At 68.5% G+C, this 19,223-nt stretch carries 23 protein-coding genes, 1 other RNA gene and 1 riboswitch; of the genes, 16 read left to right on the top strand and 8 right to left on the bottom strand.

Features of this window, described 5'->3' with window-relative positions; genetic code table 11:
* Nucleotides 1-2: 2 nt before the first annotated feature.
* The 3 genes from pstB to phoB are packed head-to-tail and all read left to right on the top strand — an operon-like array spanning nt 3 to nt 2,330.
* Entirely contained in the window at nt 3-812 is an 810-nt protein-coding gene (gene pstB / locus LXB15_RS14050) for a phosphate ABC transporter ATP-binding protein PstB (protein ID WP_304502395.1), read from the top strand.
* Between the two features lie 19 nt (nt 813-831).
* A complete protein-coding gene (phoU, locus tag LXB15_RS14045; protein ID WP_233949040.1) occupies nt 832-1,575 on the top strand; it encodes a phosphate signaling complex protein PhoU in 744 nt (247 codons plus the stop codon).
* A 5-nt stretch (nt 1,576-1,580) separates the two neighbouring features.
* Nucleotides 1,581-2,330 carry a phosphate regulon transcriptional regulator PhoB gene (phoB, locus tag LXB15_RS14040; protein ID WP_233949039.1) on the top strand — a complete coding sequence of 250 codons (750 nt, stop codon included), beginning with the start codon at nt 1,581-1,583 and terminating at the stop codon, nt 2,328-2,330.
* Nucleotides 2,331-2,355: 25 nt separating this feature from the next.
* On the opposite strand, the gene LXB15_RS14035 is transcribed toward phoB, so the two are convergent.
* Nucleotides 2,356-2,907: a GcrA family cell cycle regulator gene (locus LXB15_RS14035; RefSeq protein ID WP_233949038.1), complete on the bottom strand. Its 552-nt coding sequence runs from the start codon at nt 2,905-2,907 to the stop codon at nt 2,356-2,358.
* Between the two features lie 402 nt (nt 2,908-3,309).
* On the opposite strand from LXB15_RS14035, the gene LXB15_RS14030 reads away from it, so the two are divergent.
* The 6 genes from LXB15_RS14030 (at nt 3,310) to LXB15_RS21155 (ending at nt 8,038) form a co-directional block, all read left to right on the top strand.
* Nucleotides 3,310-4,524, top strand: a complete 1,215-nt coding sequence (locus LXB15_RS14030; protein WP_233949037.1) for an aspartate aminotransferase family protein — start codon at nt 3,310-3,312, stop codon at nt 4,522-4,524.
* 10 nt (nt 4,525-4,534) lie between these two features.
* On the top strand, nt 4,535-5,473 hold the full coding sequence (argF, locus tag LXB15_RS14025; protein ID WP_233949036.1) for an ornithine carbamoyltransferase: 939 nt from the start codon (nt 4,535-4,537) through the stop codon (nt 5,471-5,473).
* Nucleotides 5,466-6,506, top strand: a complete 1,041-nt coding sequence (locus LXB15_RS14020) for an Hsp33 family molecular chaperone (RefSeq protein WP_233949035.1) — start codon at nt 5,466-5,468, stop codon at nt 6,504-6,506. Before argF ends, LXB15_RS14020 begins: the two co-directional genes overlap by 8 nt.
* A 190-nt stretch (nt 6,507-6,696) precedes the next feature.
* Nucleotides 6,697-7,155, top strand: a complete 459-nt coding sequence (locus tag LXB15_RS14015; RefSeq protein ID WP_233949034.1) for a DUF4126 domain-containing protein — start codon at nt 6,697-6,699, stop codon at nt 7,153-7,155.
* Nucleotides 7,156-7,415: 260 nt separating this feature from the next.
* Complete coding sequence (locus LXB15_RS14010) at nt 7,416-7,682, top strand: type II toxin-antitoxin system ParD family antitoxin (protein WP_233949033.1); 267 nt, start codon at nt 7,416-7,418, stop codon at nt 7,680-7,682.
* Nucleotides 7,679-8,038, top strand: coding sequence for a type II toxin-antitoxin system RelE/ParE family toxin (locus LXB15_RS21155; RefSeq protein WP_370640107.1), 360 nt, complete (start codon nt 7,679-7,681; stop codon nt 8,036-8,038). Before LXB15_RS14010 ends, LXB15_RS21155 begins: the two co-directional genes overlap by 4 nt.
* A gap of 55 nt (nt 8,039-8,093) precedes the next feature.
* On the opposite strand, the gene LXB15_RS14005 is transcribed toward LXB15_RS21155, so the two are convergent.
* Together LXB15_RS14005 and apaG are read right to left on the bottom strand one after the other, a co-directional pair.
* Nucleotides 8,094-8,972, bottom strand: a complete 879-nt coding sequence (locus LXB15_RS14005) for a DMT family transporter (protein ID WP_233949032.1) — start codon at nt 8,970-8,972, stop codon at nt 8,094-8,096.
* Between the two features lie 155 nt (nt 8,973-9,127).
* Entirely contained in the window at nt 9,128-9,520 is a 393-nt protein-coding gene (gene apaG / locus LXB15_RS14000; RefSeq protein WP_233949031.1) for a Co2+/Mg2+ efflux protein ApaG, read from the bottom strand.
* A 97-nt stretch (nt 9,521-9,617) separates the two neighbouring features.
* Between apaG and LXB15_RS13995 the strand changes: the two genes are divergently transcribed.
* Nucleotides 9,618-10,223: a CDP-alcohol phosphatidyltransferase family protein gene (locus LXB15_RS13995; protein ID WP_233953177.1), complete on the top strand. Its 606-nt coding sequence runs from the start codon at nt 9,618-9,620 to the stop codon at nt 10,221-10,223.
* Between the two features lies 1 nt (nt 10,224).
* Here the strand turns inward: LXB15_RS13995 and LXB15_RS13990 are convergent, their stop codons facing one another.
* Complete coding sequence (locus LXB15_RS13990) at nt 10,225-11,421, bottom strand: O-succinylhomoserine sulfhydrylase (RefSeq protein ID WP_233949030.1); 1,197 nt, start codon at nt 11,419-11,421, stop codon at nt 10,225-10,227.
* Nucleotides 11,422-11,492: 71 nt separating this feature from the next.
* A riboswitch (SAM riboswitch) is annotated at nt 11,493-11,570 on the bottom strand.
* Between the two features lie 74 nt (nt 11,571-11,644).
* On the opposite strand from LXB15_RS13990, the gene LXB15_RS13985 reads away from it, so the two are divergent.
* From LXB15_RS13985 to LXB15_RS13975, 3 genes are all read left to right on the top strand, one after another.
* Nucleotides 11,645-12,739 carry a 2'-deoxycytidine 5'-triphosphate deaminase gene (locus LXB15_RS13985; RefSeq protein ID WP_233949029.1) on the top strand — a complete coding sequence of 365 codons (1,095 nt, stop codon included), beginning with the start codon at nt 11,645-11,647 and terminating at the stop codon, nt 12,737-12,739.
* 75 nt (nt 12,740-12,814) lie between these two features.
* Nucleotides 12,815-12,970, top strand: a non-coding RNA gene (gene ssrS, locus LXB15_RS13980) — 6S RNA.
* Nucleotides 12,971-13,025: 55 nt separating this feature from the next.
* The gene (locus tag LXB15_RS13975) at nt 13,026-13,631 is read left to right on the top strand and encodes a 5-formyltetrahydrofolate cyclo-ligase (RefSeq protein ID WP_233949028.1); all 606 of its coding nucleotides are present in this window, start codon (nt 13,026-13,028) and stop codon (nt 13,629-13,631) included.
* On the opposite strand, the gene LXB15_RS13970 is transcribed toward LXB15_RS13975, so the two are convergent.
* On the bottom strand, nt 13,628-14,143 hold the full coding sequence (locus tag LXB15_RS13970) for a CAP domain-containing protein (RefSeq protein ID WP_233949027.1): 516 nt from the start codon (nt 14,141-14,143) through the stop codon (nt 13,628-13,630). The two genes, LXB15_RS13975 and LXB15_RS13970, sit on opposite strands and share 4 nt — an antisense overlap.
* A gap of 379 nt (nt 14,144-14,522) precedes the next feature.
* On the opposite strand from LXB15_RS13970, the gene LXB15_RS13965 reads away from it, so the two are divergent.
* Together LXB15_RS13965 and LXB15_RS13960 are read left to right on the top strand one after the other, a co-directional pair.
* Entirely contained in the window at nt 14,523-15,344 is an 822-nt protein-coding gene (locus tag LXB15_RS13965) for a TIGR00282 family metallophosphoesterase (protein ID WP_233949026.1), read from the top strand.
* 102 nt (nt 15,345-15,446) lie between these two features.
* Nucleotides 15,447-16,244 carry a TerC family protein gene (locus tag LXB15_RS13960; protein WP_233953176.1) on the top strand — a complete coding sequence of 266 codons (798 nt, stop codon included), beginning with the start codon at nt 15,447-15,449 and terminating at the stop codon, nt 16,242-16,244.
* Between the two features lie 36 nt (nt 16,245-16,280).
* Here LXB15_RS13960 and LXB15_RS13955 read toward each other — a convergent pair whose 3' ends face one another.
* The 3 genes from LXB15_RS13955 to LXB15_RS13945 all read right to left on the bottom strand — a co-directional run bounded on the left by LXB15_RS13955 (nt 16,281) and on the right by LXB15_RS13945 (nt 18,379).
* Nucleotides 16,281-17,081, bottom strand: a complete 801-nt coding sequence (locus tag LXB15_RS13955; protein WP_233949025.1) for an MBL fold metallo-hydrolase — start codon at nt 17,079-17,081, stop codon at nt 16,281-16,283.
* A gap of 34 nt (nt 17,082-17,115) precedes the next feature.
* Complete coding sequence (locus LXB15_RS13950) at nt 17,116-17,730, bottom strand: tetratricopeptide repeat protein (protein ID WP_233949024.1); 615 nt, start codon at nt 17,728-17,730, stop codon at nt 17,116-17,118.
* A 124-nt stretch (nt 17,731-17,854) separates the two neighbouring features.
* The gene (locus LXB15_RS13945) at nt 17,855-18,379 is read right to left on the bottom strand and encodes a GFA family protein (RefSeq protein ID WP_233949023.1); all 525 of its coding nucleotides are present in this window, start codon (nt 18,377-18,379) and stop codon (nt 17,855-17,857) included.
* A gap of 90 nt (nt 18,380-18,469) precedes the next feature.
* Between LXB15_RS13945 and LXB15_RS13940 the strand changes: the two genes are divergently transcribed.
* On the top strand, nt 18,470-19,219 hold the full coding sequence (locus tag LXB15_RS13940; protein WP_233949022.1) for a YebC/PmpR family DNA-binding transcriptional regulator: 750 nt from the start codon (nt 18,470-18,472) through the stop codon (nt 19,217-19,219).
* The last annotated feature ends 4 nt before the right edge of the window (nt 19,220-19,223 follow it).

Below are 19,223 nucleotides of genomic sequence, written 5' to 3'. Positions count from 1 at the left end.
TGATGGAAAACATCCAGGCCACACTCGCGAAGGGACCCCTCGTGCAGCCCAAACGTCCGATCAAGATGCTGGCAGAGAAGGTGACCGTCCACTACGGGACGAAGCAGGCGCTCTACGACATCGATCTCGAGGTCGAGGAAAACCAGGTCACGGCCCTGATCGGCCCGTCGGGCTGCGGCAAGTCGACCTTCCTGCGCTGCCTCAACCGCATGAACGACACGATCGACATCGCCCGGGTCGGCGGCAAGATCCTGCTCGATGGCGAGGATGTCTACGATCCCTCGCTCGACGTGGTCGAACTGCGCGCCCGCGTCGGCATGGTGTTCCAGAAGCCCAACCCGTTCCCGAAGTCGATCTTCGACAATGTGGCCTACGGCCCGCGGATCCATGGCCTGGCGTCGACGAAGGCGGAGGTGGAGGAGATCGTCGTCACCAGCCTGCGCAAGGCCGGCCTGTACGAGGAGGTCAAGGACCGGCTCGACGAGCCGGGCACTGGCCTTTCCGGCGGCCAGCAGCAGCGTCTCTGCATCGCCCGCGCCATCGCCGTCTCGCCCGAGGTGATCCTGATGGACGAGCCCTGCTCGGCGCTCGATCCGATCGCCACCGCGAAGGTCGAGGAGCTCATCGACGAGCTCAAGCAGAACTACACCATCGTCATCGTCACCCATTCGATGCAGCAGGCCGCGCGCGTGTCCCAACGGACCGCGATGTTCCATCTGGGCTATCTCGTGGAAGTCGGACCGACGGAGAAGATGTTCTCCAACCCCGACGACAAGCGCACCCAGGACTACATCACCGGCCGCTACGGCTGATCGACAGGAGGAGGCGGCCATGCCCATGTCCGAACACATCGTCACGTCCTACGAGGACGAGCTGAAGAACATCGTCCGCCGCATCTCCGAGATGGGCGGCCAGGCCGAGCGCATGGTCGAGCAGTCGGTGCTGGCGCTCGTGCGCAGCGACTGGGGCCTGGCGCAGTCGGTGGTGGCCGACGACCTGCTGCTCGACGCGGCGCAGCGCGAGCTCGACGAGCGCGCGATCCTCACCATCGCCAAGCGCCAGCCGATGGCCGTCGACCTTCGCGAGATCGTCGGGGCGATCCGCATCTCCAACGATCTCGAACGGATCGGCGACCTCGCCAAGAACATCGCCAAGCGGGTCATCGCGGTGCACGACCACAGCCAGCCGGTGCAACTGGTCCGGGGCCTCGAGCATCTGTCGGAACTGGCGCTCGAGCAGCTGAAGGAAGTGCTCGACGCCTATGCCGCCCGCGACGAGCAGCGGGCCATGGCGGTGCGCGAGAACGACGAGGAGATCGACGCGATGTACACGTCGATCTTCCGCGAGCTTCTCACCTACATGATGGAGGACCCGCGCAACATCACCGCCTGCACCCACCTCCTGTTCACCGCCAAGAACATCGAGCGGATCGGCGATCACGCCACGAACATCGCCGAGACGATCTACTACATCAAGACCGGCGATCAGATGGAGGCCGAACGGCCCAAGGGCGACCGCACCACCTCCTTGCAGCGGCCGGGCTCCAACCAGCCGCCCGCCGGGCTCGAGGGATAAGCGTCATGGCCATGCGGATCGCCGTCGTCGAGGACGAGGAAGCGCTCGGTGTGCTGCTTCGCTACAATCTCGAGGCCGAGGGCTACGAGGTCGACGTGATCGCCCGTGGCGACGAGGCCGACATCCGTCTGCGCGAGGAGGTGCCCGACCTTCTCATCCTCGACTGGATGCTGCCCGGCCTGTCGGGCGTCGAGCTCTGCCGGCGGCTGCGCCAGCGCGGCGAGACCGAGCGGCTGCCGATCATCATGCTGACGGCGCGCGGCGAGGAGAGCGAGCGGGTGCGCGGCCTGTCGGTCGGCGCCGACGACTACGTCGTCAAGCCGTTCTCGACGCCGGAGCTGATCGCGCGGGTGCGGGCCATGCTGCGAAGAGCCAAGCCGGAGAAGGTCTCCAGCCAGCTCAGCGCCGGCGACATCGACCTCGACCGCGAGACCCACCGGATCCGCCGCGCCGGCCGCGAGGTCAAGCTCGGACCGACGGAGTTCAAGCTACTGGAATTCTTCATGCAGTCGCCGGGCCGGGTGTTCTCCCGCGAGCAGCTGCTCGACGGGGTCTGGGGCCGGGACATCTATGTCGACGAGCGGACGGTGGACGTCCATGTCGGCCGGCTGCGCAAGGCGATCAACCGGGGCCGCCAGCGCGACCCGATCCGCACCGTGCGCGGCGCCGGCTACGCGCTGGACGAGCAGTTCACGGCTGCCAGGCCCGCGGCCGTGAAGACCCGCGATACCGCGGGTTCGGAACCGCGCCTCTAGGCGCGGCGGCCGAGAGGCCGCGCCCTCAGCGGGCGCGGCGGCGGTCGGAGACCGGCTGGAACGCCATCTTGGCGTGGTACTGGCAGTAGGGCGAGGCGTCCTTGGAATTGTTGCCGCAGAAGTGGAAGTCCGGCTTCAGCGGGTCGCCGACCGGCCATTTGCAGGTCCGCTCGTTGAGCTGCACCAGCGTCAGCTTGCGGGCGATCGGCACGACCTCGCCGGACTGGCGCCGCGGCTCTTCCAGGACTTCCAGCTCTTCCTCGTGATCGATCTTCAGCGCCGTCGCGCCCATCGAGCGCGGCATTGCCCGCGGCGCCTGGGCCGCCTGGGCCGCGACAAAGCGGCTCGCCATCATCACCTCAACGGTCTCGACCTCGACCTGGCGGACGGGCTGCGGCTCGGCCGGCGTCTGCAGCGTCGCCGGGGCCTTGGCCCGGGACTCCAGCTTCAGCCGGTGCACCTTGCCGATGACGGCGTTGCGCGTCACGCCGCCCAACCGGTCGGCGATCTGGCTGGCGCTGAAGCCATCGGTCCAAAGTTGTTTCAACAACGCGACGCGTTCATCTGTCCAGCCCATGACAAGCTCCTTGATCGTATGGTTGCCGCGGCCGGAATCCCTCTCCTGCGCGTCACACGGGGGCGCGCAGGCACTCACTACATCTATTCAGGAACCAGGTCCGCCGCACGAAATCTGGTATGTTGACGCCAATTTAGCGCACGCCCTGACTCCGTGACAAGAGTCCCCGGGACCGAACGGATGGCGCAGGCGGCTTTTCCCCAGAACTCTGCCTCCCTCGATGCGGCAGGATGATGGCCGGCGGGAGGCGCCCGCGCCGCCGCGCTGATTGACACTCGTCGGGCTGGGCGTGGTATAGCCACGGTTCCGAACACTCGGAACGTCTCTCGAAGCCTGCCCCAACGGCAGGCTTTGATGTTTCAGGAACTGATCCGCCGAGGATCCGCAACGAAGTCGATCGTGATGGCCGAATTCAAGGACGCGCATTCGCCGCTCTATGACACCTACGCCCGGGCCCCGCTCGCCTTCGAGCGCGGCGAGGGTGTCTGGCTGGTCACCGGCGAGGGCCGACGCTACATGGATTTTGCCGCCGGCATCGCGGTGAATTCGCTCGGCCACGCGCATCCGCATCTCGTCGCGGCGCTGACCGAGCAGGCCGGCAAGCTCTGGCACCTGTCCAATCTCTACGAGATCCCGGGACAGCGGCGCCTTGCCGAACGGCTGACCGAGGCGACCTTCGCCGACCGGGCGTTCTTCACCAATTCCGGCGCCGAGGCGCTGGAATGCGCCATCAAGACGGCGCGGCGCTATCACTATGTCGACGGCGCGCCGGAGCGCTACCGCATCCTCACCTTCGAGGGCGCCTTCCACGGCCGCACCCTGGCGACGATCGCCGCCGGCGGCCAGGCGAAATATCTCGAGGGCTTCGGCCCCAAGGCGCCGGGCTTCGACCAGCTGCCCTTCGGCGACCATGACGCGCTCCGGCAGGCCGCCGCCGAGCCCGACGTCGCCGCGATCCTGATCGAGCCGATCCAGGGCGAGGGCGGCGTCCGCTCGGTGCCGCCGCAGTGCCTGCAGGGCCTGCGCGATCTTTGCGACGAGCACGGCATCCTGCTGATCTACGACGAGGTGCAGACCGGCATCGGCCGCACCGGGCGCTTCTATGCCTACGAGCATTCCGGCGCCGCGCCCGACATCCTCGCGTCCGCCAAGGGCATCGGCGGCGGCTTCCCGATGGGCGTCTGCCTCGCCACCGAGGCGGCGGCGCGCGGCATGACCCCTGGCACGCACGGCAGCACCTATGGCGGCAACCCGCTCGCCATGGCGGTCGGCAACGCCGTGCTCGACGTGGTGCTCGACGAGGCCTTCCTCACCAATGTCCGGGACGCGGCGCTGCTGCTGAAGCAGTCGCTGGCCTCTCTCGCCGACCGCTATCCGGACGTCGTCGGCGAGATCCGCGGCCAGGGCCTGCTTATCGGGGTCAAGGCCAAGGTGCCGAACGTCCAGCTCGTCGCCGCGATGCGCGACGAGGGCCTGCTCGCCGCGCCCGCCGGGGACAACGTCGTGCGGCTGCTGCCGCCGCTGATCGTCACCGCCGACGAGGTGCGCGAGGCGATGGGCCGTATCGAGGCGGCCGTCGCCGCCCTGTCGCTGGCTGGCCAGCGCAAGAGTGCATGAGGCAATCGCGATGAGAAACGGCAGCCCGAGGCATTTCCTCGACATTTCCGCTGTGGCACGCGGCGACCTGCGCGCCATCGTCGACGATGCCGCCTCCCGCAAGGCGCTCGGCCGGGGCGCCGCGCGGCCGCTGGAGGGCCGGACGCTGGCGATGATCTTCGACAAGCCGTCGACCCGTACCCGCGTCTCCTTCGACGTCGCCATGCGCCAGCTCGGCGGCGAGACGCTGATCCTGTCGGGCGCCGAGATGCAGCTGGGGCGCGAGGAGACCATCGCCGACACCGCGAAGGTGCTGTCGCGCTATGTCGACGCGATCATGATCCGCACCACCGCGCATGACCGGCTGACCGAGCTCGCCGAGAACGCCACCGTGCCGGTGATCAACGGCCTGACCGACGACACCCATCCGTGCCAGATCATGGCCGACCTTCTGACCTTCGAGGAAAAGCGCGGGCCCGTGCGCGGCAAGGTCTTCGCCTGGTCCGGCGACGGCAACAACGTGCTCGCCTCGCTGATCGAGGCGTCCGCGCGCTTCGAGTTCACGCTGCGCATCGCGACGCCCCCGGGCTCGGAGCCGGACATGCGCTTCGTAGAGACCGCGCGCGGCGAGGGCGCCGACGTTCTGCTCACCAACGACCCGGTGGAAGCCGTCACCGGCGCCGACTGCGTCGTCACCGACACCTGGGTGTCGATGGGCCGCGAGGACAAGGCGCGCGGCCACAACGTCTTCATGCCGTACCAGGTCAACGAGCGGCTGATGGCGCATGCCAAGTCCGAGGCGCTTTTCATGCACTGCCTGCCCGCCCATCGCGGCGAGGAGGTCACCGATGCGGTGATGGACGGGCCGCAGTCGGTGGTGTTCGACGAGGCCGAGAACCGGCTGCACGCCCAGAAATCCATCCTCGCCTGGTGCTTTGGCGAAGTCTCGTCCGGTGCCGCGCATGGCTGACAGCGATCTCAGCCTCGGCGAGTTCGGCTTCGCCGGCGACGATGCCGTCGTGCCCTTCGCCGTCGAGGCGCTCGACGCCCGCGGCCGCGCCGTCCAGCTCGGGCCGATGCTCGACGACATCCTCAACCGCCACGACTATCCCGAGCCGGTCGCGCGGCTGCTGGCCGAGATGGTGGTGATGACGGTGCTGCTCGGCACGTCGCTGAAGTTTGACGGCAAGTTCATCGCCCAGACCCAGACCGACGGCCCGGTCGACCTGCTCGTCGTCGACTTCACCACGCCGTCCAGCGTCCGGGCCTATGCCCGCTTCGACGAGGCCAAGCTCGCCGCCGCCATCGAGGCCGGTGAGACCTCTTCGGAGGCGCTGCTCGGCGTCGGCGTCATGGCGCTGACCGTCGACCAGGGCGCCTACATGCAGCGCTACCAGGGCATCGTCGAGCTCAACGGCACGACGATCGAGGAAGTGGCGGAGGGCTATTTCCGCCAGTCCGAACAGATCCCGACGGCGATCAAGCTCGCCGTCGCCCGCATCGCCAAGCGCGGCGAGAACGGCGGCTTCGTCGAGAGCTGGCGCGCCGGCGGCCTGATTGCGCAGTTCCTGCCCGACTCCCCGGAGCGCATGCGCATGCCGGACCTGCCGGGCGGCGACGCGCCGGAAGGCGCCGACGACGACGAAAACGTCTTCGAGCCGGACGATGCCTGGCTCGAGGTCCGCGCGCTGGTCGACACGATCGAGGCCTCCGAACTCGCCGATCCCGAGATCGGCGTCGAGCGCCTCTTGTTCCGCCTGTTCCACGAGCGCGGCGTACGGGTCTTCCCGCCGCATCCCGTCGACGACGAGTGTTCCTGCTCGCGCGAGCGCATCAAGGAGGTGCTCTCCAACTTCTCCGCCACCGAGATCACCGACAGCATCGAGGATGGCCGCATCGCGGTCACCTGCGAGTTCTGCGGCGAGGCCTACGAGTTCGATCCGGAAGAGTTCGCGGCGGAGGCGGAGACGACGCCGGGCGAGGATGAGCCGCGCGAGGGGTGAGGCGGGGTCTCTTCCAGGAGAGCCTCTGGGCTCCCGGCTGCGGAGCATTCCCGGCTGACGCCTTGCCGGGACTGCTTCCGGTGGTCGCTCGTCGGCGACCCTTGAAGACTGTGCCGCGTCAGCGGGTAACCGTCGCTGGACCCTATCGCTCCTTCATCCGTTGACGGATGAGATATCGATAGGACACCTCATGCTACGCTCGATCCTGATGGGCCTCGTCGCCGGCCAACGCTCCATGACGCCGCTTGCCGCGCTCGCCGGCGCCGCGCGGCGCGGCACGCTTCCCCACGACAATCCCGAAGCGCGGCTGATGGCGCTGCCCGTGATCGCCGCGGGCGGCGTCGCCATGGCCGCAGCCGAGATGGCGGGCGACAAGATGAAGACCGCCCCTGACCGGACCGTCTTCCTCGGCCTGCTCGCCCGCGTCATCACCAGCGGCTTCGCAGGGGCGGCCCTCGCCCCGTCGAACCGCCGCCTGGCCGGCGCGACACTCGGCATCGGCGCGGCGATCGGCGCGTCGTATCTCGGTCTCGCCGCGCGGAAGTGGGCGATACGCCGCTGGGGCCAGACGCCGACCGGCTTCGCCGAAGACGCGATCGTCTTCGCCGCCGCGACGATGATCGCCAACGCCCGGCCGAAGCGCTTTTGAAGGCGGGTCTGATTGGGCCGCATGGTGCTGGCTGATCCGTTCCCGTTTGGCGGCGCCCGCATCCGGTAAAGCAGCGACGGCGGCACCGGCTTCATGTGAGTTTGACCCGGAACAGTTCCTGGATGAACGGACAGCGGCGGCGATACCGAGTATCTGGGCGGCATTGCACTGCTGGATGCGCGTCGGGCGCGTGGCTCGTGGCGGGACCCGTTGACAATTTTTGCCAATGTCATCAATTCCTCCCTCTGATGGAGGTCCCGATGGCAACCATGAATGTCAGTCTTCCCGCGCCCATGATCGAGTTCGTCGAGGACATGGTGGCGAGCGGAGGATACAGCTCCTCCAGCGAGGTCGTCCGGGAGGCGCTGCGCCTCCTGCAGGATGATCGCGCCATTGCGGAGGAGAGGGCAACGATCCTGCGCCGAGAGGTTGGTGTCGGTCTGGAGCAGGCCCGTGCCGGCCGGTTCTCCCGCCGAAGCGTTGCCGACATCGCCGAGAGCGTTCTGCAAGAGACCGCGCGGCGTTGAGCTTCCGGCTTACCGAGGCCGCGGACGCTGATATCGAGGCAATCCTCAGGGATACGCTCCAGCTGTTCGGACCAATGCAACTGCAGGCGTATTCGACCCTGATCGAACTCGCCCTTGAACGGGTCGGAGCGGACCCGCTAGGCCTCGGTACGGCCGATCGCGACGATATCGGACCCGGCGTCCGTTCGCTCCATATCGACACCGTCGCTACACGTCGCGGTTCGGCGTCGCACAGCCTCTACTTCCTTTCGACCATCGATGGAACGGAACGTGTCGCTGTAGTCCTGCGTGTCCTCCACAATCGCATGGAGCCCCGGAGTCGAGTGGCGTCAGCGATCCCCGATCAGGCACCATGAATTCCGTCCCGAGGAGCGACGGGAAAAGCCCTTTCGGGTACTTTGCCGCCCCCCATCACCGCCCCACCCGGTTCTCCCGCCAGATCGTGAACACGCCGCTGGCGACGATCACCGCGGCGCCGACGAAGACCGGGGCATCTGGCAGCTCGTTCCAGAACAGCCAGCCGATAACCGTCGCGCAGACCAGTGCCGTGTAGTCGAGCGGCGCGACGACGACGGCGGGCGCCAGCCGGAAGGCCTGGGTCATCAGCGTCATCCCCGCCGTCCCGAACAGCGCAATCGCCGCGAAGAGCCAGTAGTCGGCCGGCTGCACCGGCACCCAGACGAAGGGCACGACGAGCGAGCTCAGCAGCGCCCCGGCGCCGGTCAGATAGAGCAGCAGCGTCCAGACGCTCTCGCGCCGGTCCACCCAGCGGGCGCTGATCATCAGCAGCGCGTAGAACAGCGCCGTCCCGACTGGCAGAAGCGAGGCCGGCTGGAAGGCGGCGGCGCCGGGTCGCACGGCGATCAGCACGCCGGTAAAGCCGGCCAGCAGCGCCAGCCAGCGCCGCCAGCCGACATGTTCACGCAGGAACAGCGCCGAGATCGCCGTGATGAACAGCGGCGCCACGAAGACCAGCGCCGTCGCCTCGGCGAGCGCCAGATATTTCAGGCTGGAGAAGAACAGGAAGGCGGCAGAGATCCAGAGCAGCCCGCGCATGAGATGCGTCACCGGCCGATGCGAGCGCAGCGCCGCCGTCCCGCCCATGCGAACGGCGATCAGCACGGCGAAGGGCAGCGCGACCAAATTGCGCAGGAACAGGATCTGCAGCGGCGAATAGGTCGCGGTCAGCGCCTTGGCGAGGGCGTCGTTGACGCTGAGGCACGCGACCCCGACGCACATCATCGCCATGCCCGCCAGGGATGCGCGTCTCAGTTCAAGGGTTGCCTGCATGCTGCACTCGCCGTTTCGGCGCGACTCCTAGCAGGTTGCGGGCGATTGTCATGGGGGCGGGGAGTGGTGTCGCCGGTTATGCCCGGCTGGCCTCGGGCGGCGGCGAGTGAGACCGCAGGCGAACTGCTCTGCCCGCCTCGCCCGACAGCCTGCGCCTAGTTCAGCACCCGCGAGCGAACCGGCAGGTCCAGCGAGAAGGCCGGGATCTCCACCTCGAAGAACGAGCCGTCGGCGGCCTGCATGCGGTAGTGGCCGCGCATGAAGCCGGACGGCGTCGTCAGCGGGCAGCCGGAGGTGTAGGTGTAGCTGTCGCCGGGCGAGAGCGTCGGCTGCTCGCCGACGACGCCGGGGCCGCTGACCTCCTCGACATGGCCGTTGGCGTCGGTGATGTGCCAGTAACGTGACCGCAGCTGCACCACGTCCGGGCTGCCATTGGCGATCTCCACGGTGTACGCCCAGACCCAGCGCCCGTCCTCGGGAGCCGACTGGTCGTCGAGATAGCTCGGGGTCACGCTGACGGTGATCGCCCTGGTCGTCGCCGTGTACATGAGGATGCCCTGACCGCCTTGCGCGCCGCTTCGGCCTATCTTATCGCGGCGCACGCGGGCCGGGTCAACGGGCGGCGAACGCGCAGCGGAGATGGCTTTGCTCGACGGGGTGCTGAAGAAGCGGATCGATCCGCCGATCGCCTTCCTGGCCGCGATGCTTTGCCGGCAGGGGATCGGCGCCGACGCGGTGACGGCGGCAGGCCTCGTCCTCGGCCTCGCCGCAGCATTCGCCATCGCCTTCGGGCAGCTCTGGCTCGGCCTGGTCCTGATTCTCCTCTCGCGCCTCGCCGACGGGCTCGACGGCGCGGTTGCCCGGCTGACGCGCCTGACGGATCGCGGCGGCTATCTCGACATCGTCTTCGACTACATCTTCTACGGCGCCATCCCGCTCGCCTTCGCAATCCTCGATCCGGCCGCCAACGCGCTCGCCGCCGCTGTGCTCCTGACGAGCTTCTACGCCAATGGCGCGAGCTTCCTCGCCTTTGCGGTGATGGCCGAGAAGCGCGGGCTGTCCACCCGGCAGCGGGGGGAGAAGTCGCTCTATTTCTCGACCGGCCTCGCCGAGGCGACGGAGACCATCGCCACCTTCGTGCTGTTCTGCCTGTTGCCGGCCCATTTCGCCGTCATCGCCTACGTGTTCGCGGCGATGACGGCGTGGACCTGCGTGTCGCGGATCAGGCTGAGCCTGCAACTGTTCGGCTGACTCAGACGGCCGCCAGCGCCGCGTCGATGTCCTCGATCAGATCCTCGACGTCCTCGATGCCGACCGACAGCCGCAGCAGCCCGTCGGAGATGCCGAGTTCGGCGCGGGCCTCCGGCGCGAGGTTCTTGTGCGTCGTCGTCGCCGGATGGGTGATCAGGCTCTTGGCGTCGCCGAGATTGTTGGAGATCAGGATGATCCGGAGCGCGTTGGAGAAGGCGAAGGCCGCCTTCTTGCCGCCCTTGAGCTCGAAGGCGAGCAGCGTCGAGCCGCCGGTCATCTGTTTGGCGATGATCGCCGCATCCGGATGGTCGGCCCGGCCGGGATAGAGCACCTTGGCGACTTCCGGCCGGTCGGCGAGGAAGTCGGCGATCTTGCCGGCGCTCGTCGTCTGGTGCGCCACCCGCAGCGGCAGCGTCTCAAGCCCCTTCAGCAGCGTCCAGGCATTGAACGGCGACAGCGACGGGCCGGTGTGGCGGAAATAGTCGTGCAGGTTCTCGTCGATCCAGTCCTTGGAGGAGAGGATCACGCCGCCAAGGCAGCGGCCCTGGCCGTCGATGTGCTTGGTCGCCGAATACACCACCACGTCGGCGCCGAGCTCGAGCGGGCGCTGCTGCATCGGCGTCGCGAAGACGTTATCGACGACGAGCCGGGCGCCGGCGGCATGGGCGATCTCGGCCACCGCCGGGATGTCGATCACCTCAAGCGTCGGGTTGGTCGGCGTCTCCATGAAGAACACCTTGGTCTCCGGCCGCACCGCCGCCTGCCAGGCGTCGAGGCTGCGGCCGTCGACCAGCGTGCAGGCGACGCCGCAGCGCGCCATCACCGTCTCGACGACGTAGCGGCAGGAGCCGAACAGCGCCCGGGCCGCGACGATGTGGTCGCCGGCCTTCAGCTGGCACTGGATCGCCGCGGCGACGGCGGCCATGCCGGAGGCGGTGGCGCGCGCGTCCTCGGCGCCTTCCAGCGCCATCATCCGCTCCTCGAACATCCGCGTCGTCGGGTTGGCGTAGCGGCTGTAGATGAAGCCGGGCTCCTCGCCCTTGAACCGGGCCTCGGCGGCCTCGGCGCTGTCGTAGACGAAGCCCTGGGTGAGGAAGAGCGCTTCGGAGGTCTCGCCGAAGCCCGACCGCATCGTGCCGCCGTGGACCATCGCCGTCGCCGGCCGCCAGTTGCGGACCGTATCCGTCTTCTTCAGCATCGCTTCGTCTCCGAACAAAAATAAACCGGCTGCCGCGTCGCCGCGAAGCCGGTTGGTCGAAGGCACGAAGGCCCTATCGTCAAACGGCCCTTTAGCGACTTGTTTTACGTGGCTGCAAGCCGGCCGGCCAAATCACCACTCGAGGGCCTTGCAAATAGACCCGATGCCGTTACGCGTCAATCGCGGCGCGCTGAGCGCCGGGACGCTGAGGGGGATGCAATCGATGCAGGGCGGAATTCTGCCGGACCGCGAGATCGCGGCGCTGTTCGAGACGGGCGCCATTGCTGCGCCGGTGGCGCGCGACGGCGACCAGATCCAGCCGGCGAGCCTCGACCTGCGGCTCGGGGCCAACGCCTACCGGGTGCGGGCGAGCTTCCTGCCGGGCGCCGGGCAGACGGTCGCCGGCAAGCTCGAGCGCTTCTCGCTGCACGAATTCAGCCTCACCGAAGGCGCGGTGCTGGAGACCGGCTGCGTCTATGTCGTGGAACTCCTGGAAGCCCTGAAGCTGCCGGCCGACGTGCGCGCCACGGCCAATCCCAAATCCTCCACCGGCCGGCTCGACATCTTCACCCGCGTCCTCACCGACGGCGCGCACGAGTTCGACAAGCTGCCGGCGGGCTACGAGGGCCCGCTCTATGTCGAGATCTCGCCGCGCACCTTCCCGATCCTGGTGCGCCAGGGCTCGCGCCTGTCGCAGATCCGCTTCCGCACTGGTGAGCCGCTGCTCGGCGAGGCGGAACTTGCGGCGCTGCACGCCACCGACCGGCTCACCTCGGCGCCCGGCGCCAACATTTCCGGCGGCGGCATCGCGCTGTCGATCGATCTGTCGGGCGACCCCGCCGGCGGCAGCGATGCGCTGGTCGGCTATCGCGGCAAGCGTCACACCGGCGTCGTCGACGTCGATCGGCGCGGCGCCTACCGGCTGCGGGACTTCTGGGAGCCGATCCATCGCAGCCAGGGGGGCGAGCTGATCCTCGACCCGGACGAGTTCTACATCCTCGTCTCGAAGGAATCGGTGCACGTGCCGCCGGCCTTCGCCGCCGAGATGACGCCGTACGATCCGCTGGTCGGCGAATTCCGCGTCCACTACGCCGGCTTCTTCGATCCGGGATTCGGCCATTCCGCCGCCGGCGGCACCGGCAGCCGCGCGGTGCTCGAGGTCCGCAGCCACGACGTGCCGTTCATCCTGGAAGACGGCCAGATCGTCGGCCGGCTGGTCTACGAGCACATGCAGGCGCTGCCCGACCTGCTCTACGGCATCGACCTCAAGTCGAACTACCAGGCGCAGGGCCTGAAGCTGTCGAAGCACTTCGTCTGAGGGCTGGCGAATAAACCGCTGCCGGGCGCCTCGCAGCTATGGAAGGGCAGGGGCGTCTCGCCTATGTTCCGTGACGGCGGGCTGGCCGGTGCGACAGGAGTGACATTTGCTCGGGGCCTTAGTCTTCCCCAGGGAGCTGTCCCTGCCTTGGCTCGTGGGCCGGGGCACACGGCGCCCACCTACTCTGTAGGTTCCCGGGATCGACTTCTCCATCGGCCGGGTGGCTCGCCGCTTCTCTTCCCTTTCGCCGCGAAATCGGACAGGTCTCCGTCAGGAGGCGATGCCGATGCGTGACGACATATCCGGACTGAAGGCCGAACTGCGCGCCGCAGCGCTGGCCCGGCGCGACGCCATGCCGACCGAGGCACGGATCGAGGCCTCGCTCGCCGTCGCCGATCACGTCGCCGCCCTGGTCGACATCACGCCCGGCATGGCCGTGTCCGGCTTCCTGCCGATCCGCTCCGAAATCGATATCCGCCCGCTGATGATGACGCTCGCCGACCGCGGCGCGCGTCTCTGCGTCCCGGCGATCGCCGACGGCAGGCTGCAGTTCCGCCAGCTGCTGCGCGGCGCGCCGCTCGAGCCGCAGGGCTTTGGAACCTATGCGCCCGGCCCGGACGCTGTGGTCCTCGATCCCGACCTGATGCTGGTGCCGCTGGCGGCCTTCGACCGGGGCGGCGGCCGGGTCGGCTACGGTCGCGGCTACTACGACGGCGCCATCGCGGCGCTGCGCGACAAGGGGCGGGTTCCCCGTCTCGTCGGCATCGCCTTCGCGGTGCAGGAGGTGGATCGCGTGCCGATGGAGACGCACGACATCCACATGGACGTCGTGGTCACCGAGGCGGGCATCGCCGCCGGGCGGGCGGTCGCCCGCCAGGGCGCTTCAGGCTAGCCGCGACGCTTGACTTTGGTGCCGAGGATCATCGCCCAGTAGGGCTGGCCGTTACGGCCGGTCGCGGCGGCAAAGCCGATCTCCGTGACGTCCGGCTTCAACAGATTGCGGCGATGCCCGGCCGAATTCTCCCAGCCCCTGATCACCGCCGCGGTGGAGGGATAGTTCCAGCCGATATTCTCCGCCACGCTGCCGTAGTCGTAGCCATAGGCCTTGACCCGAGCCGGCAGGGCCCCCTCGACCGAGTGGCTGAGCTTGCCGCGGGCGGCCATGGCGCGCGCCTGCCGCGTCGCCGCCTCGTCGAGCACCGAACTGTAGCGCAGCGCCGGCAGGCCGTGCGTCGAGCGGAATGCGTTGACGCGGGCGAGCCCGGCGCTGCGGTCGACGGAAATCGCACGCGTGTCGGCGACGTCGATCGAGCCGGGGGTCGCCGTGCAGCCGGTGACGAAGAGCACGGCGGCGAGCGCGGCCACGCGCAGGGCGCCGAGACGGGTGACGGGGGTGGTTTTCATGGCCTGTGTCCTCGTGCGATACCCGGCTTCCGCAAGGCAGGGTTTCTGTTCACCGATGCTGCGTCGGGGCAAGGGCCCCGGAGGCTTACCGAAAGTCCGACATGACCGAACTCTCTTTGCGCGCAGCTCCCGTCGCCATCCTGTCCGCGAATGTCTCAACGCATTGCGAAGAAGATCGCGACATTGCGCCTCGTGCGCGAGGACAAGACTTTGGGATGGACCGGCGGGATCGCCGGCCTCGCGCAGCGTCAGCCGCGCGCCGAACCCCTGTGGACGAGCATTCGGGCAGCTTGTTGCCGGTTTCGCGGCAGACCCGTGGCCGGAACCCGTCCATAAGCCGGCCAACGACTTTGTTGCCGCTGCGGCGGGGGGCGAACTGATGCGGTTCCTGTTTCTCGGCGACATGGTCGGCCGCACCGGGCGCACGGCGGTCTTCGAGCAGCTGCCGGGCCTGGTCTCCGACTGGCGGCTCGATTTCGTCGTGGTGAACGGCGAGAACGCCGCCGGCGGCTTCGGCATCACCGAGGACATCTTCAACGCCACGCTGGCGGCGGGCGCCGACGTCGTCACCACCGGCAACCACGTCTGGGACCAGCGCGAGGCGCTGAGCTTCGCGCCGCGCGAGCCGCGCTTCCTGCGCCCGGTCAACTACCCCAGGGGCGCGCCCGGCAACGGCTCGGGCCTGTTCGAGGCGCGGAACGGCGCACGCGTGCTGGTCGCCAACATCATGGGCCGGGTGTTCATGTCGCCCGACCTCGACGATCCCTTCGCCGCCGCCGAGCATCTCGTCTCGACCTGTCCGCTGGGCGAGCAGGTGGACGCGATCGTCTTCGACTTCCACGCCGAGGCGACCAGCGAGAAGCAGTGTTTCGCGCATTTCCTCGACGGACGGGTCAGCCTCGTCGTCGGCACCCACACCCATGTGCCGACCGCCGACCACCAGATCCTCGTCGGCGGCACCGCCTACCAGTCGGATGCCGGCATGTGCGGCGACTACGATTCCTCGCTCGGCATGGAGAAGGAGGAGCCGATCCACCGCTTCGTCACCAAGCTGCCGCGCGGCCGCTACGAGGCGGCGCAGGGGCCGGCGACGCTCTGTGGCCTCGCCGTCGAGATCTCCGACCGCACCGGGCTGGCGGAAAAGGTCTCGCCGGTGCGCATCGGCCCGCGCCTGACGGAAGTCGTGCCGGATTTCTGGTAGCGCCACTGGTACGGTGCAGGTGGCTGCCCCATCTTGCACCGGCCGGCGAAGCTGTCGCACGCGGGCATACCTCTCGCGTGACCGGAGCCTGCCGTGGCCGATATGTTCGACTTCCTTGCCGATCCCACTGCCTATGTCGCCCTGGCGACGCTGGTGGTCATGGAGATCGTCCTCGGCATCGACAATCTCATCTTCATCTCGATCCTGTCGAACAAGCTCCCCGAGGCGCAGCGCCAGAAGGCCCGCCGTCTCGGCATCGGCCTCGCCCTGATCCTGCGGCTCGGCCTCCTGTCGACCGTCGCCTTCATCGTGCAGCTGACCGAACCGCTGTTCGAGGCCTTCGGCCACGGTTTCTCCTGGCGCGACATCATCCTGATCGCCGGCGGCCTGTTCCTCGTCTGGAAGGCGACCCGGGAGATCCACCACTCCGTCGACCCGGTCGACCACAAGGACACGATGGTCGGAAACGCCGTCTCGATCACCTTCGGCGCGGCCATCGTCCAGATCCTGCTGCTTGACCTGGTGTTCTCGGTGGACTCCATCATCACGGCCGTCGGCATGACCGACGAGATCGGCATCATGGTCATCGCGGTCGTCGCCGCGGTGCTGGTGATGCTGCTGGCGGCCGATCCGCTGGCACGCTTCATCGAGGCGAACCCGACCATCGTAATGCTGGCGCTCGGGTTCCTGCTGATGATCGGCACGACGCTTATCGCCGACGGCTTCGGCTTCCATGTGCCGAAGGGCTACATCTATGCGGCGATGGCCTTCTCGGCGCTGGTCGAGTTCCTCAACATCCTGGCGCGGCGCAAGCGCCACAAGGACACGGGCCATTCGGGCGGCGGATCGGCCGCGACCGTCCCGGCCCAGCCGCACGGCGGCCCGCCCACGATCGGCTGAAACGTAGGGCGCGGTCCGGCGCCCCGCCCCATCCGCCTAGACGCCGGCGAGCACGATCACCGTCGGCGTCCGCGGCAGGGTGCGGACCGAGACGGTGAAGCTCGGCTCGTCGCGCCTCTCCACCGCGAAGTCGGGCAGTCGGGCGAGGAAGCGCTCGATCGGGCCGCTGAAGCGGTGCATCGGCAGGACGATCGACGAGCGCAGCCGCTCGGTGATCTCGCCGATCCCCTCCTGGCTCATCGTGAGGCCGCCATCCACCGGCACCATGACGATGTCGAGCCGGCCGATCTGGGCGAAGTCGGCATCCGTCAGCCGGTGGTGCAAATGGCCGAGATGGCCGATGCACAGGCCCGCGACCTCGAAGATGAAGATCGAATTGCCGTCCGGCTCCATGCCGCCGTAGCTGCGGATGTCCGTCGGCACGTTGCGCACATACATGTCGTCGACGGTAAGGGCATGGCGCGCCGGACCGCCTTCCGGGTTCCAGCCCCGCAGCACGTGCGGGATGCCGGGGTCGGGGAAGGGGGTGTTGTGCGAGGAATGCGCCTTGTTCATCGTCACGATGTCCGGCGTCGTCTCGCCCGCATAGCCGGCGAAGTCCGTCGCGACGACCACGCCGCCGGGGCTCTCGATGCGGTAGGTGGCGTGGGTGACGTAGGTGATCGTCACGTCCTCGCCGATCTGGGCGAGCCGCGTCGGTCCCCCCATCGACACGAAGGTGGCGCGCGGCACCGCTTCGGCGACCGCATGGCAGGTGCTCGGCACCATCTGCGCAAGCGCAGTCCCGGGGGCGAGGGCGAGGCCGGCGAGCAGGATGGCAAGGGCGAGACGTTTCATCGGCGGGCTCCCTGCAACGTTCGGCACCGGCGCGTCACAGGTCGACCCCCGGCGGGCGCGGGCTGCGTGCCGGCTCCGGCACGATCATCGAACGCTCCTTGAGGAAGGGATGGATCGCGACGGCGGCGCGTAGCTGGTTCTGTGCGAGGCCGAAGCGGCCCTGACGCATCAGGATGATGGCGCGGCCGGACATCGCCGCGAAGTGCCTTGGCTCCAGCTGGATGGCCTGATCAACGTCGGCGAGCGCCCCGTCGAAATCGTCCTGCAGGAAGCGCACGAATCCGCGCTGGTTCCAGGCTTCGGCGTAAGTCGGCGCGGCGGCGATCGCCTCGTCCAGCAGACTGCGGGCGCCGGCGAAGTCGTAGCTCTCCCGCCGTTCCATCGCGCGCTCGAGAAGCTGCCGGGTCGCAAGGTCCGGGGCCGCCGCCATCCAGTGGCGCCAGATGGCGGACTCGGCGGCGCGGCCCTCCGCCTCCGTACGGGCGTCCTTCAGCGTGGCGAAGAGGCGGGCTTCGGTCGGATGGCTGTCCTGCAGGGAATGGGGCTGGGGCCCGGCGCCCGGCTCCACCGTCTCCGCCGAAGCGGGCAGCGCCGCGAGAACGACGCCTGTCCAAAGGGCGGATCGGAACAGCGCAGCGCGATATCGCATGGTCGCATCTCCTGACCATCGGCGCGGACGCGGGGGCACGCCGGCCGCTCACGGCAAGAGGCTACCGTTCCGGCAGGAGAAGCAAAATCACCATGGCGTCATCGCGTCCCGCTGGTTTGGCCGTTCACTCGCTCCGATGGGTGGCCCCCGCTGCGACCATCGCCTGCCAGCGGGCGATCAGGGCGGCGAAGCGGTCTTCCGGCGCGTGGGGATAGGCGAGCTCGTCCGCGCCGATCCGCACGAAGGCCTGTTTCGACGCCGTCCAGATATGCCCGGCCGGAACCAGCCACGACGTGTCGTCCAGCGTGCCCGCCTTGATGTTGACGCGGGACGGGTCGCCCTCGGAGCGGTGCTGGATGCGCACGCCGCATTCCGGGCAGAAGTCCCCGAGCCGCACCGTGCCGCTGTCCGAGAGGCGCCGGGTGGTCGCCATCGTACCGGTGATCGTCACCAATGCCGGATCAACCCGCAGCGACTCGCCGAAGGCGCTCGACGTCTGGGTCTGGCACTCGGTGCAGTGGCAGAGATAGAAGACCGATGGCGGCGCCGCGATCGTGTAGCGCACGCCGCCGCACTGGCAGCCGCCGGTCAGCGGCAGGGCCGGCAGCGTCACCGGTTCGATCCGGTGGTTCGTGGTCGGGTCGCTCATGTCGGGTCTCTCATGCATCGGGCCGTTCTGGACGTTTCGCCTGTCCTTTACTATGACGGGCACCATCACGCTTAGACAGACGGGTTCGCCATGGCCGGCCATTCACAGTTCAAGAACATCATGCATCGCAAGGGCCGCCAGGATGCGGTCCGCTCGAAGCTGTTCTCCAAGCTCGCGCGCGAGATCACCGTGGCGGCGAAGTCCGGTCTGCCCGACCCCGACATGAACCCGCGCCTGCGCCTGGCCATCAACAACGCCAAGGCGCAGTCGATGCCGAAGGACAACATCGAGCGGGCGGTCAAGAAGGCCGCCGGCGGCGATGCCGAAACCTACGAGGAGATCCGCTACGAGGGCTACGGGCCGGGCGGGGTCGCGGTGATCGTCGAGGCGCTGACCGACAACCGCAACCGCACCGCCTCCAACGTCCGCTCCTATTTCACCAAGTCGGGCGGCGCGATGGGCGAGACCGGCTCGGTCGCCTTCATGTTCGACAAGGTCGGCGAGATCGTCTACCCGGCCGCCGCCGGCAGCGTCGACAAGGTCATGGAAGCCGCCATCGAGGCCGGCGCCGACGATGTCATCTCCGACGAGAATGGCCACACGATCATCACCGCCTTCGAGGATCTGAACGAGGTCTCCGGCGCGCTGGAGAAGTCGCTGGGCGAGGCGGAGAGCGTGCGCACCATCTGGCGGCCGCAGACCGGGACGCCGGTCGATGAGGACAAGGCGATCAGCGTGATGAAGCTCATCGCCAATCTCGACGACGACGACGACGTGCAGAACGTCTACGCCAATTTCGAGGTCGACGACGCGGTGATGGCCAAGCTCTCGGCCGCCTGAGGCG

The organism is Aurantimonas sp. HBX-1 (assembly GCF_021391535.1).
GTDB lineage: Bacteria > Pseudomonadota > Alphaproteobacteria > Rhizobiales > Rhizobiaceae > Aurantimonas.
This window is presented reverse-complemented; position numbering and strand designations above follow the sequence as displayed.